At 60.9% G+C, this 18076-nt stretch carries 16 protein-coding genes and 1 rRNA gene; 6 read left to right on the top strand and 11 right to left on the bottom strand.

Annotated elements, in window-relative coordinates; genetic code table 11:
* Positions 1-113 precede the first annotated feature (113 nt).
* Positions 114-236, top strand: a complete 123-nt coding sequence (locus B5F98_RS13465; RefSeq protein ID WP_275532891.1) for a hypothetical protein — start codon at positions 114-116, stop codon at positions 234-236.
* Here B5F98_RS13465 and B5F98_RS07410 read toward each other — a convergent pair.
* From B5F98_RS07410 to B5F98_RS07395, 4 genes are all read right to left on the bottom strand, one after another.
* Entirely contained in the window at positions 229-2379 is a 2151-nt protein-coding gene (locus B5F98_RS07410) for a polyribonucleotide nucleotidyltransferase (protein WP_087370996.1), read from the bottom strand. The two genes, B5F98_RS13465 and B5F98_RS07410, sit on opposite strands and share 8 nt — an antisense overlap.
* 177 nt (positions 2380-2556) lie before the next feature.
* Positions 2557-2823, bottom strand: a complete 267-nt coding sequence (rpsO, locus tag B5F98_RS07405) for a 30S ribosomal protein S15 (protein WP_087232405.1) — start codon at positions 2821-2823, stop codon at positions 2557-2559.
* A gap of 194 nt (positions 2824-3017) precedes the next feature.
* Positions 3018-3353: a hypothetical protein gene (locus B5F98_RS07400; RefSeq protein ID WP_087370993.1), complete on the bottom strand. Its 336-nt coding sequence runs from the start codon at positions 3351-3353 to the stop codon at positions 3018-3020.
* Between the two features lie 865 nt (positions 3354-4218).
* Positions 4219-5964, bottom strand: a complete 1746-nt coding sequence (locus B5F98_RS07395) for a M23 family metallopeptidase (protein ID WP_087370991.1) — start codon at positions 5962-5964, stop codon at positions 4219-4221.
* 336 nt (positions 5965-6300) lie between these two features.
* Here B5F98_RS07395 and B5F98_RS07390 point away from each other — a divergent pair, with 336 nt between their 5' ends.
* Complete coding sequence (locus tag B5F98_RS07390; RefSeq protein ID WP_087370988.1) at positions 6301-7116, top strand: Cof-type HAD-IIB family hydrolase; 816 nt, start codon at positions 6301-6303, stop codon at positions 7114-7116.
* A 40-nt stretch (positions 7117-7156) separates the two neighbouring features.
* Here the strand turns inward: B5F98_RS07390 and B5F98_RS07385 are convergent, their stop codons facing one another.
* From B5F98_RS07385 to lspA, 7 genes are all read right to left on the bottom strand, one after another.
* The gene (locus tag B5F98_RS07385) at positions 7157-7738 is read right to left on the bottom strand and encodes a hydrolase (RefSeq protein ID WP_087370986.1); all 582 of its coding nucleotides are present in this window, start codon (positions 7736-7738) and stop codon (positions 7157-7159) included.
* 377 nt (positions 7739-8115) lie between these two features.
* Positions 8116-9879 (bottom strand): hypothetical protein, encoded by a 1764-nt coding sequence (locus B5F98_RS07380; protein WP_087370982.1) that lies wholly within the window; start codon positions 9877-9879, stop codon positions 8116-8118.
* Positions 9854-10756: an ABC transporter ATP-binding protein gene (locus tag B5F98_RS07375; RefSeq protein ID WP_087370979.1), complete on the bottom strand. Its 903-nt coding sequence runs from the start codon at positions 10754-10756 to the stop codon at positions 9854-9856. The genes B5F98_RS07380 and B5F98_RS07375 overlap by 26 nt, the downstream gene beginning before the upstream one ends.
* A complete protein-coding gene (locus B5F98_RS07370) occupies positions 10753-11118 on the bottom strand; it encodes a GntR family transcriptional regulator (protein ID WP_087234266.1) in 366 nt (121 codons plus the stop codon). The genes B5F98_RS07375 and B5F98_RS07370 overlap by 4 nt, the downstream gene beginning before the upstream one ends.
* A gap of 781 nt (positions 11119-11899) precedes the next feature.
* Positions 11900-12850 (bottom strand): L-lactate dehydrogenase, encoded by a 951-nt coding sequence (locus B5F98_RS07365; protein WP_343219401.1) that lies wholly within the window; start codon positions 12848-12850, stop codon positions 11900-11902.
* A 28-nt stretch (positions 12851-12878) separates the two neighbouring features.
* Positions 12879-13796, bottom strand: a complete 918-nt coding sequence (locus tag B5F98_RS07360) for an RluA family pseudouridine synthase (protein ID WP_087370973.1) — start codon at positions 13794-13796, stop codon at positions 12879-12881.
* Complete coding sequence (lspA, locus tag B5F98_RS07355; RefSeq protein ID WP_087234260.1) at positions 13762-14262, bottom strand: signal peptidase II; 501 nt, start codon at positions 14260-14262, stop codon at positions 13762-13764. Before lspA ends, B5F98_RS07360 begins: the two co-directional genes overlap by 35 nt.
* A gap of 183 nt (positions 14263-14445) precedes the next feature.
* Here lspA and B5F98_RS07350 point away from each other — a divergent pair, with 183 nt between their 5' ends.
* From B5F98_RS07350 to B5F98_RS12735, 4 genes are all read left to right on the top strand, one after another.
* Positions 14446-15957, top strand: a complete 1512-nt coding sequence (locus B5F98_RS07350) for a spore germination protein (RefSeq protein ID WP_087234258.1) — start codon at positions 14446-14448, stop codon at positions 15955-15957.
* Positions 15954-16514, top strand: a complete 561-nt coding sequence (locus B5F98_RS07345) for a hypothetical protein (RefSeq protein WP_087370970.1) — start codon at positions 15954-15956, stop codon at positions 16512-16514. The genes B5F98_RS07350 and B5F98_RS07345 overlap by 4 nt, the downstream gene beginning before the upstream one ends.
* Positions 16515-16517: 3 nt before the next feature.
* Positions 16518-17480: a hypothetical protein gene (locus B5F98_RS07340; protein ID WP_087370968.1), complete on the top strand. Its 963-nt coding sequence runs from the start codon at positions 16518-16520 to the stop codon at positions 17478-17480.
* Between the two features lie 492 nt (positions 17481-17972).
* Positions 17973-18076: ribosomal RNA gene (locus B5F98_RS12735) — 16S ribosomal RNA — on the top strand; the annotation flags it as partial.

The raw sequence follows: 18076 nt of genomic DNA, 5'->3' as shown, positions 1-18076 counted from the left end.
ATGAAAGAATGAATCATGAATAATTGTGGTGTGCCGCAAGCGGCACGGATTCCAATTTGAGGCAGAGACCGAAAAATAGGCGTAAGGCTCCATCCCAGAGGGAGGATCTGGAGTTGGCAGACGCTAAAGGGCCTGCATTCTTCATTTTTCATTCTTCGTTAATCATTCAAAAAATCCAAGGCGCTGTGGAAAAACTTCCACAGCGCCTGGAAAACTTGTTGAAGGTTTTTACTTAATGGGCTCGCCAGCGGCCTTCTTGGCCTCGATTTCCCGCAGAGCGTCCTTGTAGGACAGGTTCACACGGCCCTTCTCGTCAATGTCCGTGACCTTGACCCAGATCATATCGCCGATGTTCACCACGTCCTCCACCTTCTCCACGCGGCGGTTGGCCAGCTTGGAGATGTGCACCATGCCGTCCTTGCCGGGAGCCAGCTCCACGAAGGCGCCGAACTGGAGGATGCGCACCACCTTGCCGTAGTACAGAGCACCCACCTCGGGGACAAACACGATGGTCTCGATGGTCTTCTTGGCGGCCTCGCAGGAAGCCTTGTCCACACCGGCAATGAAGATGGTGCCGTCGTCCTCGATGTCGATCTTGGCGCCGGTGTCGGCACAGATCTTCTGGATGACCTTGCCGCCGGAACCGATGACCTCGCGGATCTTGTCGGCGTCGATCTTCATCTTGATCATCTTGGGGGCGTTCTCGCTGACCTCAGCCCGGGGCTCAGAGATGCAGGGCAGCATGATCTCGTCCAGAATGGCGAAACGGGCGTCCCGGGTGATCTCCAGGGCCTCCTTGATGATGGCGTGGGACAGACCGTCGTTCTTCAGGTCCATCTGAATGGCGGTGATGCCCTTCTTGGTACCGGCCACCTTGAAGTCCATCTCGCCGTGGAAGTCCTCCACGCCCTGGATGTCGATGAAGGTGGTGAAGGAGCCGTCGTCGTCCTGGATGAGGCCGCAGGAGATGCCGGCCACAGGGGCCTTGATGGGCACGCCGGCGTCCATCAGAGCCAGAGTGGAGCCGCAGATGGAGCCCTGAGAGGTGGAGCCGTTGGAGGACAGAACCTCGCTGACCACACGGATGGCGTAGGGGAACTCCTCCACGCTGGGAATCACGGGCTCCAGAGCGCGCTCAGCCAGGGCGCCGTGGCCCTTCTCGCGGCGGTTGGTGGAACGGGCGCCGCGGGCCTCGCCCACAGAGTAGCCGGGGAAGTTGTAGTGGTGCATGTAGCGCTTCTCTTCCTCTTCCCAGATGGTGTCCAGCTTCTGGGAGGCGGCCAGGGTGTTCAGGGTACACACGGACAGCACCTGAGTCTGACCACGGGTAAAGAGGCCGGAGCCGTGGACACGGGGCAGAACGCCCACCTCGGCGGCCAGAGGACGGATCTCGTTCTTGGCACGGCCGTCCACACGGTGGCCTTCCAGCAGCCAGGCCTTGACGATCTTCTTCTGGAACTTGTAGGTGAACTCCTCCAGGTACTGGTCCATATCGGGATAGGTCTCCAGATACTTCTCGTGCCAGTGGTCGATCATGGCGTTCCAGCGCTGCTCCCGGACGTTCTTGTCGTCGGTGTCCATGGCGGCCTTGGCCTCGTCCATGAAGTTGGCCACGATATCGTCAAACAGCTCCTGGTTGAAGGAGGCGTGCTGATACTCGAACTTGGGCTTGCCGATCTCGGCGACAATGCCGTTGATGAACTCCACCTGACGGCGGATTTCCTCGTGGGCCTTGACGATGCCCTCGTACATGATCTCGTCGGGAATCTCCTTGGCGCCGGCCTCGATCATGACCACCTTGTCCATGGTGGCGGCCACAGTCACGTCCATCTGGGAGGCGTGCTTCTGCTCACGGGTGGGGTTCATGACGATCTGGCCGTCCACATAGCCCACTTCCATGCAGCCGATGGGGCCGTTCCAGGGAATGTCGGAGTAGGACAGGCAGGCGGACACGCCGATCATGGCGGTGACCTCGGGAGAGCAGTCATAGTCCACGCTCATGACGGTGCAGGTGACCACCACGTCGTTGCGCAGGTCGGTGGGGAACAGGGGGCGGATGGGTCGGTCAATGAGACGGCTGGCCAGCACGGCGGGCAGGGAGGGCTGGCCTTCCCGGCGCATGAAGGAGCCGGGGATGCGGCCCACGGCGTACAGCTTCTCCTCGAAGTCCACGGACAGGGGGAAGAAGTCGATGCCGTCCCGGGGACGGGGGGAGGCGGTGACAGCCACCAGAACGCTGGTCTCACCGTAGGTGACCATAGCGGCAGCGTTGGCCAGCTCGGCCATCTTGCCCACTTCGATCTTCAGGGGACGGCCAGCCACCACAGTCTCATACACCTTGTGGTTGACAAATTCCTTGTGCTTGATGATGGTAGACATAGGTTGATACACTCCTTTTCTTTGGGCCCAGCTGGAGCGATCACACTTTAGCACTTGAACACAGGCCCCTCCTATTGGTGAGACCCATGTTCAACTGCTAAAAGGATAGGCTCCAGCAGATGGCGGGGAATAGAGGCAAGGGCGGCGTGAGGTTCACGCCGCCCTATTTGAAAAAACTTACTTACGGATGCCCAGCTTGGCAATGATAGCGCGGTAACGCTCGATGTCCTTCTTAGCCAGGTAGTCCAGCATCTTGCGGCGCTTACCGACCATCTTCAGCAGGCCACGACGGCTGTGGTTGTCGTGGATGTGCACCTTCAGGTGCTCGGTGAGCTCCTGGATGCGGGCGGTGAGGATGGCGATCTGAACCTCGGGAGAACCGGTATCGGTCTCGTGGGTGCGGTTGGCCTCGATGACGGCAGTCTTCTGGTCCTTGCGAATCATGGGTAGTTTCCACCTTTCTTGTATTCTGCCCGGACGCTGAGTATCGGGCGGGTGAATCCCCCGCGTAACAAGCGGGCAATGTCCCGAAACTAAGCTGACGGGTGTGCATCAAAATGCTCGAATAGCATATCATAATCATACCCCAATTGTAAAGGGATTTTTCCTGATTTTTTTATTTTCCGTCAACTTTAATATTATGCCACCAGAATGCGGAGGCTCAGCAGCAGCATGGCCCCGATCACCGACAGGGTGGCCACCCACTCCCCGTGCTGCATCAGCCACCACAGCCCAGAGGCCCGGCCAGCGGGGCGGGGAGCCTGGGGTTCCAGGACCTCCTGGGGCTGCTGGGTGTCCAGGTCGTGGTCCTGCTTCCAGGCGGTAAAGTCGATGATCTGTCCGGTCTTGCCAGCGTGGGCGGGGGCTTGCCGGGACAGACACACCAGCTCCCGGGTGGGGGCATTCTCATAGGCCGGGGCGACGCTGCTCATGGTCACTCTCCGGGCAGGTACGGTGTAAAATGTGGTCTCCATAGACAATCCTCCTTGTTGTATTTGTGTCCAGTATCTCACAAATACAGTCCCATAAACGACTCTTCCTCGAAATTTGTCGAACCGATGTTCTAGGAGTATGATAATACATTTGTTCGATTTTGTCAAGTGGGGCGCTCCGCTGGGAAAGCCTCCTTCGGGGAAGAAGGCGGATAGCCGCCTGGCTGAGGAGGGCTTGTCCTTCTCCGATTTCCTTGGCGCAGACCAGCGCCCCCGCCGGGGACGCTCCGCTGGGCCCGATTTCTCCCCGATGAGAAATCGGGGAAAGAATCGCCAAAGGCGGGGCCTTCCCCCGCCTTGTGGAATCCACCCCGCGGTACTGGGTGTCCCTGCGTCTTTCTCTTTTCAGCCCTTGGCCCGGTGGGGTCACATAGATGGCTTGCCGTTCTATGGTTTGTATTTCCTTCTCTGTTCATGCGTCCTTCTACCGCCAGGGCCTTTCCCTGGTGTGCCGCTGTTCCCAGCTAACGGGGGCCTGGCTCCCGGCGGCGGGAACGCCGCTTCTCCAGGGTAGGCCCGGACGTGGAAACCACCTGATGATAGGGCCAGCTGCCCAAGGTAGCCTGGTATGGTGGCACAAACAGGAGCCACAGCAAGGGGCACGGGCCGAACATAGCCTTGACGCATGGACGGCCTCGTACCCCAAGGGGGGTCCTTAGGGGGGAACGCCCTAAGCGGGTTTTGGTTTCTTTTGCCCGCTCAAAAGAAACCCCCAGCGGGTAGCGTCCCCACCAGGCTGGCAAGCCTGATACGAAAAAAGAGAAGGACGCACCTTCTTGAGCTTGCTTCCGGTAAGAAGGCAGAAAAAACGTGCTGTGAGATGTTCTCACAGCACGCTTTGAATGTCTTACAGGTAATTCTCAGGATCGACGCTCTTGCCGTTTACACGCACCTCGAAGTGGCAGTGATAGCCGGTAGCGGTGCCGGTCATGCCCACCCGGGCGATGGCCTGGCCCTGATACACCTTGTCCCCGGCGTTGACCAGCAGGGAAGAGCAGTGGGCGTAGTAGGTGACGGTGCCGTCGTCATGGGTGATGATGACGGTCTGGCCGTAGCTGCCACGCCAACCGGCGAAGGTGACGGTGCCGCCGTCAGCAGCAGAGATCTGGGTGCCATAGGGAGCGGCAATATCCAGACCGGAGTGGAAGGAAGTGCTGCCGAAGATATTACGGTAACCGAACCGAGAGGTAATGGTACCGGACAGAGGCCAGATGAAGGAACCGGTGGAAGCGGTGGCAGGCTTCTCCTTGGTGCCCTGGTACATGTAAGTGGTGGTGGCCTCCTGCACGGTGGTGCGGGACACCTCTTCCCGCTGGGTCTCCTGGCCGTTGATGCAGGTAATGCGGGCCTCGATCTTCTCCACGCCGTCCTGGCCAGCGGCCTTCAGGCGGGTGGTACCCTCATACAGGTTGGGGTTGTCCACGTACTCCACGGGGCTCTGGATGGTCTCCTCATAGGTCTCGGTGACCACAGTCTCCACGGTGAGCATGGGCACAGCCTGCTTCACCAGCAGCTGATCGCCCGCGGCGAGCTGGCTGCTGTCGGCGTCGGGGTTGAGAGCCTGGAGCTCGTCGCCGGTGAGGCCAGCGGCCTCGGCAATGCGGTTAAAGGTATCGCCACGCTCCACGGTGACGTACTCCGCCTCCTCCTTGTTGCCGGAGAGGGTGGACTGGAGGGTGTCGGGGGTAAACTGGGTGTTGGAGGGCACCTCCACCTCGTAGATCTCTACGTCCTGGGTGAAGTGGTGCTCCACGGTCTGCTCATTGAGGTAGGGCTCGGTGACGTTGTCCAGCATGGTCTGCAGCTCTTCGCTGGTCTGGGCGTAGCCCAGCTCCTGGCCATCCACGGACACGGCATAGGCATTCATCATGGCCCCGGTGTCCTCAAACAGGGCATCCTCCACGGCCCGGGCATTGGTCTGGGTACCGGCATCCAGGTAGGTGGGAGCCAAAGTGATCTCAGCATCGTAGCTGTACTCCTCGCCCAGCACGCTGGCCACGCGGGTCTCCACGTTGCCCACGATGCTGCTCAGCTCTTCCTCGCTGGAGACCACGCCCACTTCCTCGCCGTTGACATAGGCCACATAGGCCTTGGTGTACATGCCATTAAAAGCCACAGCGCCGATGCCGACGCACAGCAGGGTGATGTACAGAAGGGGAGAGACGGGGTGACGGTCCACACGGACCCGCACGCGGCTGGCCACGACGCCGGCCTTCTCCCAGTTCTCCTTGCCCCACTCGGAGGCTTTATCCCAGTTCTTACGGGCGGAGCGGTAGGAGCTGACACCAGCCACACGGGCCAGGTCGGAACAGACCATGGCGGCGCTGGCGGCCTTCTCCTTGCACACCTGGGCGGCGGGAGCGGCCTTGGCCTTGCAAGCGGCGACAGCCGGAGCTACCTTAGCGGCGACCGGAGCCATCTTGGCCTTGCAGGCGGCACGGGTGACCCGGGCAGTGGCCTTGTACTCGGCGACCACGGAGCCAGCGCTGAGCTTCCACAGGTAAGTGGTAGCCCTGGCTCGGTGGGCGGCGCCCTTCAGGTGGTTCTTCACCTGCTGGGCGGCGTTGCCGGAAACACGGCGAAGGGATGCCATTGAATTGTGTACGCGGTCCAGATGCCAGTTCCTCACGGAACGTCCCTCCCAAGTTCGAATTGGTAACAAATAAATTTCAATAGTTACAAATCAGTTACAAGTCATATCCTACACGCTTTTTCTCTTCCCGTCAAGGGTTTTTTTGTGTCAAATTCGGACTTGAATTTGATTTATACCTTCCGCGCAAGAAAAATTATGGTAAAAATTCAACCTCTTTCGGGGGAAAAATCTGCTTTCTGACAGAATCAGGGCAAAATTGACCGGGGTTGACAAGTTTGGGTGGGGGGCGATAAAATTGTGGAAAATAAGACGCGAATGACAAGGAGGCCAATACCCATGGGCAAGTTTGACGGGGTTTTGCTCTACACTGATTACGACGACACCTTATATAATCAACACCTCACGGTGTCGGAGGAGAATCACCGGGCCATCCGGTACTTTATGCAGGAGGGCGGACGGTTTTCCATCGCCACTGGCCGGGCCAAGCGCACCTTTGCCCCCCAGATTGAAAAGGAACACCTGGAGTTCAACGCCCCGGTGGTGGTGTCCAACGGGGCGGGAATCTATGACTTCCAGGCGGGGCGGTATGTGAAAGAGAGCCAGCTGCCCCACAAGGCCCGGGAACACATGGCCCAGCTGTGCGCCCAGTACCCGGACCTGTCCTTTGAGGCCTACCACGGGGAGGAGATCTACGTCTACAACCCCAACGTGGTCACGCTGAAACACCTCAACCGGGTGGGAGTGCCGTACCAGGAGTGCGGGGTGGACCAGATGCCCACCCCCTGGACCAAGGTGATTGTGGAGCAGGACCACCCCATGTTGGTCCAGGCCCAGGAGTATCTCCTCTCCCACTGGGGGGAGGACTACGAGGTGATCTTCTCCAACCCCTATCTGTTGGAGGTCACCGCCAAGGGGGCCAACAAGGGCACCATGGTGGCCTATGTGGCCAAGCTGCTGGGCATCAAGCCGGAGAACGTGTACTGCATGGGGGACAACCAGAACGACATCCCCATGCTGGAGGTGTCCGCCATTCCCTTTGCTCCCGCCAACTGCGCCCAGCCGGTGAAGGACTGGGGGGCGAGGCTGGTGGGCCACACCGACGACCACGCGGTGGCCCAGGTCATTGAGATTTTGGATGGAATATATAAATAATGTAAGCCCCGGCTGCCATGTGGCAGCCGGGGCTGATTGTTTAGGTCTTTTCCAGGAAGTAGGATGCCTCCATGTCGGCGGTGGCCAGAGCAAAGGCCAGGGGGAACTGCTGGAAGGCCTGACCCACCAGGCGGTTGTCCTCGGTGCCGGAGAAGCCCATGTGCCAGCGGATGGCCATGGCCTCCTCCCGGGAAAGGCGCATGAAGCCGGAGATGATGTACACCGATTTCTCCCCGTGGCCGTAGGGGAGCTTGTCCTCAAAGAAGAAGGTGGGCACCTTTTCCCACTGGCCAGTGGTGTCGTTTTTCACATTGCGGGTGCCTGCCTTGTAGCACCCAATTTTGCACAGGTCGTGGAGCAGGGCCACGATGGCCACCGACTCCATGGGGTAGTCCAGCTGGTACACGTCCCGGGTGCGGGGGCGGGCCAGGTAGTCCTCCAGGCAGCGGAACACATTCACCGAGTGCTCGCACAGCCCACCCACATAGGAGCCGTGGAAGCGGGCGGAGGCGGGGGCGGTGAAAAAGTCGCTCTTATTTAAAAGGTAGTCCAGCAGCTCGGCGGAACCCTCCCGGTGAATGTGGGTTTGAAAGATCTCCAGAAATTCTTCCTTGGGTGTCATGGCGTGGCCCTCCTCCGGGTGTTGTGTCACAGCACAATTTATGATATTCTGTCTTTGGTGCTACCAGCATCGGTAGGCGGTGACGCCCCCTTATACATAAACGGGGGGTGCTTCTTAGTCCCCCCGGAAAGGGGGGATGACTGATGAATTATGTGACATACTCTGATTTGATTCAGATTGGCATTTTGATTGTCAGTTTTCTTGTCTTGTTGCAAGGTAAAAAGAAGTAACCGCCCTGCCTCCAAGCGTGCGGTTACTTCTTAACCAAAACCACGGGGGCTAGCCGTCTGCCGGTAGCACCCTTATCTATGTGTATTTTACTCCAGCTCCGGGGAAATGTCAACCAGACATGTTCCCGGGGCTGCTTTTGTGGAGAATCAGTACCCCAATTCCTCCAATACCTTCAGGGTGTGCTCCGCCTGTTCGGTGAGGCACACATTAATATAGTGGATGTCGGAGGCAGCGGCGCCATAATAGGAAGCGCTGTTGACGTCAGGACTGATCCAGAGGAGGTCCAGGCGCATCACGATATTGTCGTACTCAAACAGACCGTGGGGCAGATTGCCCTCCTGAATATCCTGGAGGAGCGCCTTGTAGACTTTGCGGGCCTCCGAGGCGGATAGACTAGAGGAATCGACAGCATACTCCTCATACAGCTCTACGCCGGTGAGCCGATACCCGTTCTTCGCCATTTGCGGGAAGAGGTAGGACTGAAGCATCAGATCGCGGTTGTTGACGATCTCATGGGCCAGGTAGGTGATGGTGCCGGGCTGACTCTCCTCCTCCACGTACAGGGGCACGAGATAGGAGCGGGAAATCCGGGTCCCGTTGGCCAGGGTGTAGGAGAGGTCCAGGGTGGTGGAGGAATCACAGGACCAGTCGAAGTCGTTGGTGTCAAACTGGTCCACCAACTGCTGGTGGAGTTGGGTGACCAGGGAAATGGCCTCCGAGTCACTGGTGGAGATGTGCAGGAAGCTGGAGGCAGTGTCCCGGGGGAGGCTGTCCAGGCCCGAGATGGAGACAGACGCCACGTCGTCGGGGTCTGGCACCCGGGTCTCGTACCCGGTGAGGTCCAGTTGAATCACCCCGAACAGGGCGGCAAAGGACAGGGCCACGGCGCCCGCTCCCTTCCAGTACCGCAGCACCCGTACCGACTTGGTGAGGAACATCTGGGCCACGAAGCAGCCCGCTACACTCCAAAGAATAGCAGAAACCGCCAGACCCAGGGGGCCCAGGTTCAGCACAATGCGGGTAAAGGAGCCCAGGGTCAGGCCGGAGCAGAGGGCCACGCCGTAGCGGAACACCGGGCGCAGACCCGCCCAAATCACCACATCCCCGGCCCGCTCCATGGGCCGCTTGAGGTAGAGCAGCCAGGACCCCAGGGCCATGAGGACACCCACCCCAGCGTATACGGCCACCACCAGGGGGTCAAATCCGTCCGGGGTAGCATGTTGGAAAAAGATGTTCCAGACAGGGGTGCACCACGCCACCCAGGCGGGCACAACGGAGACGTTGCCGGGATAGCCGTAGTAGAACTCCTGGAAGATGGCGGTGAGCAGCAGCCACACGCCCCCCACCAGACCGTTGAAGATGGCGTAAAAGGCGGGCAGGGCCAGCAGATGCCCGGTGAGCATGCCGCACAGCATGGCGAAGGAGTAGAAAAACAGCAGCAGCCCCACGCCCATAGACATGCCCGGCCCAAAGACCTGGAATACGGTGGTGAAATCCTGGAGCTTCACCTGGTAGATTGCCATGGCGATGGCGGCCATGACCAGGAAGGGCACCACCAGCCACAGCAGGCCGGTGAGGTAGTGGGTGGCAAACATGGCGGTGCGCTTGGGGGGCAGGGCGGCGGTAAAGTTGGCCGAGCGGGTGGAGTACAGGTGGCTGCACACCGCCATAGCCACCAGCACCCCAAAGCCCACAGCCAGGAACAGGGGGACCCACTGGAAAACATATTTTACATTGTAGAGGATGTACTCTGGCGACTCCCAGGTATCGGGGAGGGGGCTGGGGGTGGTGATGGCCACAAAGGGGAGAAACATGGCCCAGATGACCGTATACAGAGCAATCAGGGGCCAAAACCGCAGGGTGAGCTGTTTGCCCAAGGTCCCATTATAAAACGATGTCCCGCACCGCATAGTCGTTCCCTCCCATCTCATAGATAAAGATCTCTTCCAAACTCAAAGGCAGCGCCTCCACAAACAGGGGGTGGATGGCCTCCACCTGCTGCTGTACCTCGTCCGCACGGCCCCGGACAATGTAGGTGTATACCCGGCCCAACTGGGACTGGTGGAGCACCTCCATCCCCTGGGGCAGCCCGGGCTGCACCCCGTCGGGGAAGGCCACCTGCAATTTCACCGTGGTGCCCTGGAGCTGGGACAGGGACCGCTCAATGACCACCTGGCCATGGCTCAAAATACCCACGTGGTCGCACACGTCCTCCAGCTCCCGCAGGTTGTGGGAGGACACCAGCACCGTGGTGCCCCGTTCCGCCACGTCTCCCATCAGCAGGGACCACACCTGACGGCGCATCACCGGGTCCAGGCCGTCCACCGGCTCATCCAGCAGCAGGTAGTCCGGGCAGCAGCTCATGGCCAGCCAGAAGGCTGCCTGCTTCTGCATACCTTTAGACATGCGGCGGATGGGCCGCTTGGGGTCCACCTCGGGGAAGGCCTCCGCCAGCTTTTCAAATCGCTCCATGGAAAAGGTGGGGTACATGCCCCGGTAGAACTTCATCATCTCCCGCACCGAAGCCGAGCCGTAGTAGTACACATCGTCGGGAATCACCACCATGCGCTCCTTGATGGTGGGATTTTCGTATACGGGTTGGCCCTCAATGGTGATGACACCGCCGTCCGGGCGGTACACCCCGCACAGGTGGCGGAGAATGGTGGATTTGCCCGCCCCGTTGGGGCCCACCAGGCCGTAGATGGAGCCTTTGGGCACCGTCATGTCCAAATCGTTCAAAGCTAGAAATCCGTCAAAGGATTTACTCACTGCTTTTGCCTCAATCATGGGGCTTCCTCCTTCCGTCCGCACGCCGCGGAAATCTCCTCATCGGTGACCCCCAGAAACCGCAGCTCCTGGACCACCTTGGATAGCTGGGCGAGCAATTCCTCCCGCCGTTTGTCCTCCACCTCGGAGCGGTCGGCGGCAAAGCTGCCTTTGCCGGGGATGGAGTACACGTACCCCTCCTGCTCCAACGCCTCGTAGGCTTTTTGAATGGTGTTGGGGTTAATGGCCAGCTGGGCCGCCATGGACCGCACCGAGGGCAGCTTATCCCCCGGGCGAATGGCCCCGGAGATCACCAGTTGCCGCAGCCCCTCCTTCACCTGTTCGTAGATGGGCCGCCCGTCTCGGTAGTTGAGATGTAACACCGCCTTCACCGCCTTTCTCAGCTGTATGAACTGTACTAGCTGTCCTAGTACAGTTAGAGTATCACAGGGGGGATACAATGTCAAGGGGGAAACAAAAAGACCCCCTTATGCAAAGGGAGGGGGTGTCGGTCTAACCGCCCATGGTTCCGGCTTGCCAGCCTGGTGGGGACGCTACCCGCTGGGGGTTTCTTTTGAGCGGGCAAAAGAAACCAAAACCCGCTTAGGGCGTTCCCCCCTAAGGACCTCCCTTTGGGTACGAGGCTGGGCCTGCGTCAAGTCTAAATTCGGCCCGTCACCCTTGCTGTGACGCCTAGTTCTGCCACCACACCAGGCCACACGGGGCAGCTGGCCCTATGGCTGGGTGGTTTCCACGTCCGGGCCTACCTTGGAGAAGCGGCGTTCCCGCCGCCGGGAGCCAGATGTTCGTTAGCTGGGAACAGCGGCTCACCAGGGTAAGGCCCTGGAGGTAGAAGTTTATTTGCCATAGAAGCTGAGACTGACAATAGAATTGCCGTGCCATCCATGTGACCTCACCAGGCCAAGGGCCGCAAAAAGGAGGACGCAGGGACACCCAGTACCGGCGGGGTGGATTCCACAAGGCGGGGGAAGGCCCCGCCTTTGGCGGTCTTTGGTGACTTTCTGGCGGCAGAAAGTCACCCCAGCGGAGCGTCCCCACCGGGGGCGTAGGTGTATACCCGAGAAATCGGAGAAACAGAGGCTACCAAAAAAGAAACCGGGAATGCAAGTGTTCACCTGCATTCCCGGTTCTCATTTGGAAATATTACAGATTGAGGTGCTCAATGACCTCCTGCAGCTGCTTGGCAGAGGCGTGCAGGGCGTTGGACTCCTCCTCGCTCAAGGGGATCTCCAAAATCTGCTCCACACCCCGGCGACCCACAATGGAGGGGATAGACAGGCACAGGCCGTTGAGGCCGTACTGCCCGCCCAGGCACACGGACACGGGGAGCACCGACCGCTGGTCCTTGACGATGCACTCAGCGATGCGGGCCACCGCCATGGCAATGCCGTAGTAGGTGGCGCCCTTACGCTGGATGATCTCGTAGGCGCTGTCCCGCACCCCCTCATAGATGCGCTGGGTGGCTCCGGCGTGGTCGTTGTGGCCCCGGAACTGGCAGAACCGCTCCAAGGGGACGCCGGAGACGTTGGCGCCGCTCCACACCGCCAGCTCGCTGTCCCCGTGCTCGCCGATGATGAAGGCGTGGACGTTGCGGCTGTCCACGTCCAGGTGCTGGCCCAGCAGGAACTTCAGCCGGGCGGTGTCCAGCACGGTGCCGGAGCCGAACACCCGGTGAGCGGGATAGCCGGAAATCTTCATGGCGGCGTAGGTGAGCACGTCCACGGGGTTGGACACGATCATCAGCATGCCCTCAAAGGGGCGGGCGGTGATCTGGGGGATGATGGACTTGAGGATGCCCACGTTCTTGTCGATGAGGTCCAGGCGGGTCTCCCCGGGCTTCTGGTTGGCCCCGGCGGTGATGATGACCAGGGCGCAGTCGGACACGTCCTCATAGGTTCCGGCGTAAATCTCCATGGGGGAGAGGTAGGGCAGGCCGTGGCTGAGGTCCATGGCCTCGCCTTCCGCCTTCTCGTGGTTGGCGTCAATGAGCACCATCTCAGAGAACAGCCCCTTCTGAATGAGGCTGAAGGCGATGGAGGCGCCCACGAAGCCGCAGCCGATGATGGCAACCTTGCGATGATTCATAGATATCATTCCTTTCTGGGTGTGGATGGGGAAATGGTCAAGTTAAGTGTAGCCGCTGGAGGGTCTTGGTAAACCAGTCGGGCAGCGGGGCCTCCACCGTCATGCGCTCCCCGGTGGTGGGGTGGGTGAAGGTGAGGCAGGCGGCGTGGAGGCACTGGCCCACAAGGCCGGGGAACGGCTTCTTGGAGCCGTACACCTGGTCCCCCACCAGGGGGTGACCGATGGAGGCCATGTGGACTCGAATCTGGTGGGTGCGCCCGGTCTCCAGCCGACAGGTGATGTGAGAGTAGCCGCCTTGGCTGTCCACCACCTGCCAGTGGGTGATGGCCTCCCGGCCCTCTCCGGTGCGGCATACCGCCATGCGTTTCCGGTCCACCGGGTGCCGGGCCAGGGGGGCGTCCACCGTCCCCGACTCCTCCTTAAAGCCCCCCACCACTACGGCGTGGTAGAGGCGGAACAGGGAGTGGTCTTGCAGTTGAGCGGCCAAAGCCAGATGGGCCTTGTCGTTCTTGGCCACGATGAGCAGCCCCGAGGTGTCCCGGTCAATGCGGTGGACAATGCCCGGACGGCGCTCTCCGTTGATTCCAGAGAGTGATTCTCTGCAGTGATATAACAGAGCGTTGACGAGTGTGCCGTCAGGATGGCCCGGAGCGGGGTGTACCACCATCCCCACGGGCTTGTTGACCACCACCACGTCGTCGTCCTCGTAGACGATGTCCAGGGGGATATCCTGGGGGATGAGGTCAATGTCCTGGGGCTGGGGCGGGGACACCAGCAGGGTGTCCCCCGGCTTGAGGGGGGCGTTCTTTTTCACGGGCTTGCCGTTTAAGGTGACCCGGCCCTCCTCCATCCACTTCTGGGCCGCCGAGCGGGTGAGCCCGTCCACGGCGGCGGACAGCACCGCATCGGCCCGGCCCGGCTCAGTGACCGTCACCGGGAAGGTCGCAGCCAGCATGGGGGTCCACCTCCTTGGTGTCAGATTCCGGGTAGAAAAAGAGCACATAGATGAACAGGAGCACCACGCCCACGGTGATGTAGCAGTCGGCCAGGTTGAACACGGCGAAGTTCATAAAGGTGGTCTGGAACATGTCGGTGACGTAGCCCAGCACCACTCGGTCGATGAGGTTGCCGATGCCGCCGCACATCACCAGCATGGCGGCGGTGAGGCCCAGCCAGCCCTGGAACACCTTCCGGGCGGTGAGCACTGCCACGACGACCACCACCACGGCGGAGATGAGAATGAGAACCCAGGTGTGTTCCTTCAACATGGAGAAGGCGGCTCCGGTGTTGCGTACGAAGGTCAGGTCCAGCAGGTGGGGGATGAAGGGGATGGACTGGCCCAGGTCGATGCCCGTGCGCACCAGGTATTTCACCACTTGGTCTGCCACCAGCAGCACCAGGGCGATGATTGTGTAAATCATGGTATCACCTTTGTTCTAAATTTCCACACACAGCGTGGACTCTGTGGATATTCTACCACACCCCTGGGTGCTCGTCCAGTGTTTTCCTAGTAAAATGGTATGGTAAAGAGGGAATTGGAGGAAGTGTATAAAAGGGAGGGGAGGGCGGCATACTGGAATTTATGAAAGGGGGAATGCAATCCCATGGGACACCAACAAATACCGCCGCCCCACCCCCGAAGGGAGCCCCGGGTGACGGTGCCCCTCACCGCCGACGGCATCGCCCAGGTCTTTGAGGGGTGTGCCGATTTCGGGCGGCGCACCCTCTACCTGGGGGACGACCCTCAGCGGGCGGTGGAGATGCTCTACATTGTGGGACAGGTGCGCAACGAGCGGGCCAGTGACTACGTGCTCCGCCCCCTGACCCAGTGCAAGGACCTGGCGGAGGTGGCCACTCTGGACGAGGCCTACGACCGCATGGCCAAGGGGTGCCTGTACTCCCTGGCGGTGGAGGAGCGCACCACCGCCGACCAGGTGGTCTTTGACCTGGTCAACGGCTGGGTGGCCCTGTTTTTCCCGGGAAAAGACAAGGTGCTCACCCTCATGACCGCCACCGAGGAGAAGCGGTCCATCTCGCCCCCGGACAACGAGCCGGACGTGAAGGGGTCCATGGACTGCTTTGTGGAGTCCATCCGCACCAACACCTCCCTGGTGCGCCGCCGCCTCCGGGCCCCGGAGCTGCGCATCTGGGAGACCTTTGTGGGGCGGCAGTCGGTGACCCCGGTGGACGTTCTCTATATAAAAGGTATCACCGACCCCCAGCTGGCCCGCCAGGTGGAGGAGCAGGTGGCGGCCATCGACATTGACGCCATGCTCATGACGGGGAACCTGGAGCAGTATATGGTGGGGGAGGAGACTCGCACCCCCTTCCCCATGAGCCTGTACACCCAGCGGCCCGACCGCTTCTGTGCGGGGCTGGCCGAGGGGCGGGTGGGGGTGCTGGTGGACGGCATTCCCATGGGCTGGCTGTTCCCCGCCACCCTGGACAGCTTCTACCGCACGGGCCAGGACCGGAGCACCAGCTGGATGGTGGCCTCGGCCCTGTCGGTGCTGCGCTATCTGTGTATGCTGGTGACCCTGTTTTTGCCGGGGCTCTACGTGGCGGCGGTGCTCTACCACCCGGAGCTCATCCCGGTGAAGCTGATGCTGTCCATCATCTCCGCCAAGGCGGACGTGCCCTTTTCCACCCTGGCGGAGGTGCTGGTGATGCTCATCGCCTTTGAGGTGGTGCAGGAGGCGGGGCTGCGTCTGCCCGCCGCCATCGGGCAGACGGTGTCCATCCTGGGTGGCCTGGTGGTGGGAAGTGCGGCGGTGGAGGCCAAGCTGGTGTCCCCGGCGGTGCTGGTGATGGTGGCCATTGCGGGCATAGCCGGGTATACCGCCCCCAGCCAGGACTTCTCCGGGGCGCTGCGGCTGTGGCGGTTTGGCATCGCTTTGGCTGCCGGGGTGGCGGGACTGGTGGGCCTGGTGCTGGCGGGGATGGCCCTGGTGTACCACCTGGCCTCCCTGGAGAGCTTCGGGGTGGCCTATCTCACCCCCTTTGCCTCCTGCGGAGGCAGCGGGGAGCGGGGGCACGTGGTGTTCCGCCAGCCTCTGCCCTGGGTGAAGACCCGGCCCCGGTACCTCAATCCCCAGAACAGGAGGAATCAAGGTTGAAACGGATGTGGATGTTGGCCCTGTCTCTGGCCCTGGTGCTGTGCGGCTGCGCCCCCACCGCCCGGGAGCCGGACCAACTGGCCCTGGTGCGGGTGCTGGGGGTGGCGGGGTCCGGCCCGGTGGAGCTGACGGCGGTGTGCGGCCTGGACGAGGGGGAGGATACCCCCATCGGGGGAATCTGTGAGGGGGTGGACTTTGCCGCCGCCTTGGAACAAGCCCCCTGGTGTGCCAAGCAGGAGCTCACCCTCACCTCGGTGTCCTATCTGGTGGTGGGGGCAGACGTGGACCTCCATGAGGTGCTGGTCCAGGTGCTGGGGGACGAGGAGCTGGGCTCCACCGCCACGGTGTGGGTGACCCTGGACCCGGTGGGCGAGGTGCTGGAGGGTTGCAGCGACCCGGAGGGGGACCTGACCCTCCTGACCAATCAGGGAATCAAGGCCCCCACGGTGGCGGCGGCGCTGGCCACCCTCACCACCCAGGGGCAAGTGGAGTTGCCCTGCGTGGGGCAGAGCGGTGGCCGCCTGGCACAGACCGGGTGGTGTAAGTGGGAGGAATGAGGCGTGAACACAGGCAAAGAGCTGTCCCTGCGCCAGGTGCTGGCGGCGGTGACCCTGGCGGGGCTGTCCCTGGCGGCGTCCCAGGCCGGTGTGGTGGACTGGGCATGGGGACTGGTGGGCACGGCGGCAGCGGTGCCTCTGCTGCGCTGGCTGATGCTGCGCCAGGGGGACAAGCCCCTGTGCCGGGGCGGGTACGGCGTGGTCCTCCGGGGCATCTATTGCCTCTGGTCGGTGGTGGTGCTGGGCCATGTGCTGGTGCAGAGTGCCCGGCGGGTGGAGCTGGTGGGGGGCAGCCAAGGGGTGTCCGGCTGGCTGCTGCTGTTGCTGGCCCTGCCCGTCCTATGGATGAGCTGGGGCAAGTGTGCCGCCTTCTTCCGGAGCGGGGAGATCTACTGGATGGTGCTGGTGGCTGCCCTGGTGGCAGTAGGGCTGCTGGCCATCCCCCAGGTCACCGTGTCCTACCTGTGGACCCGGCAGGGCAGCGGCTGGACCTCCGCCCTCATGGCGGCGGGCACCGTGGCCATGGCGGTATGGGTGCTTCCCTATTTATATAAGGTATCCCCCCGTCAGCGGCAGGGCGGCCCGGTGGGGCGGTGGCTGCTGCTGGCGGGATTGCTGGGGGTGGCTCTGGCGGCTCTCACCCGGGGGGTATTGGGCAATGCCGCCGGGGAGCTGCCCCATCCCTTCTTTGTCACCACAGGAGTCATGGGGGAGAGCGCCCGCCTGGAGGGGCTGCTGTCCGCCCTGTGGCTCATCTGTGACCTGGTGTGGGCGGGCCTGCTGGCCCGGGTATGGAGAGACGGGAAGGGCCCGGTACTGGGAGTGCTCCTGGGGATCGCGGTGGCCTTTACGGGGTGGACGGAGATGCTACCTATTATTGTATGGCCCATAGGGAATCTGGCCTTGGCGGTTCTGTGTGCCCTGGTACCCAAGGGGGCGGAGGAAATAGTGGTAGAGGGGGAGTAAAACCACCATATCTGGGGCCTGAGGAAAAAGTTCGAAAAAACTCGAAAAAAGGCGAAGAAAAGTGTTGACAAGTGGGGATGGATTTGGTATATTAACTGAGCGCCTGACGCAGGGGCAACACCGGAACGGAAATCCAACAGGAAGTTGAGAAAAAGTTCAAAAAAGGTGTTGACAAGAGCGAAACGGCGTGATATGATACAAAAGTTCGAGCGAGTCGGTTGGATGACAGCACGAAAGAAAAACTTGAAAAAAGTTTGAAAAAGTGCTTGACAACCAAGAGCGAGCCTGATATAATAAGGCTCCGCTTGTTTGAGCGGTTTGTACCTTGTAAATTAAACAATGAGAAACACGAAAAGCACCAGAAGGACACGAGTCCTTCATGGAAACTGGTAAACACAGTGAAATGAAGGGTCTCATCAATTCATATCTTTGAAGTTAAGAGATTAGCTTCAATAAAATTGATTTAAGCGGTGAAAGCCGTTTAGATACCATTTTATTGAGAGTTTGATCCTGGCTCAGGATGAACGCTGGCGGCGTGCTTAACACATGCAAGTCGAACGAGAATCAACGGATTGAGGATTCGTCCAAATGAAGTT

Origin of the sequence: Pseudoflavonifractor sp. An44, from assembly GCF_002161675.1 — a bacterium.
Taxonomy (GTDB): domain Bacteria; phylum Bacillota; class Clostridia; order Oscillospirales; family Oscillospiraceae; genus Enterenecus; species Enterenecus faecium.
This window is presented reverse-complemented; position numbering and strand designations above follow the sequence as displayed.

Excerpts from the sequence above, each read along its gene's own strand:
- rpsO (WP_087232405.1), bottom strand. The coding sequence starts at position 2,823 with ATGATTCGCAAGGACCAGAAGACTGCCGTCATCGAGGCCAACCGCACC.
- B5F98_RS07395 (WP_087370991.1), bottom strand. The coding sequence starts at position 5,964 with ATGGCATCCCTTCGCCGTGTTTCCGGCAACGCCGCCCAGCAGGTGAAG.
- B5F98_RS07360 (WP_087370973.1), bottom strand. The coding sequence starts at position 13,796 with ATGCTGGCTGCGACCTTCCCGGTGACGGTCACTGAGCCGGGCCGGGCC.
- B5F98_RS07365 (WP_343219401.1), bottom strand. The coding sequence starts at position 12,850 with ATGATATCTATGAATCATCGCAAGGTTGCCATCATCGGCTGCGGCTTC.
- B5F98_RS07375 (WP_087370979.1), bottom strand. The coding sequence starts at position 10,756 with ATGATTGAGGCAAAAGCAGTGAGTAAATCCTTTGACGGATTTCTAGCT.
- B5F98_RS07350 (WP_087234258.1), top strand. The coding sequence starts at position 14,446 with ATGGGACACCAACAAATACCGCCGCCCCACCCCCGAAGGGAGCCCCGG.
- B5F98_RS07390 (WP_087370988.1), top strand. The coding sequence starts at position 6,301 with ATGGGCAAGTTTGACGGGGTTTTGCTCTACACTGATTACGACGACACC.
- B5F98_RS07385 (WP_087370986.1), bottom strand. The coding sequence starts at position 7,738 with ATGACACCCAAGGAAGAATTTCTGGAGATCTTTCAAACCCACATTCAC.
- B5F98_RS07380 (WP_087370982.1), bottom strand. The coding sequence starts at position 9,879 with ATGCGGTGCGGGACATCGTTTTATAATGGGACCTTGGGCAAACAGCTC.
- lspA (WP_087234260.1), bottom strand. The coding sequence starts at position 14,262 with ATGATTTACACAATCATCGCCCTGGTGCTGCTGGTGGCAGACCAAGTG.
- B5F98_RS07400 (WP_087370993.1), bottom strand. The coding sequence starts at position 3,353 with ATGGAGACCACATTTTACACCGTACCTGCCCGGAGAGTGACCATGAGC.
- B5F98_RS07410 (WP_087370996.1), bottom strand. The coding sequence starts at position 2,379 with ATGTCTACCATCATCAAGCACAAGGAATTTGTCAACCACAAGGTGTAT.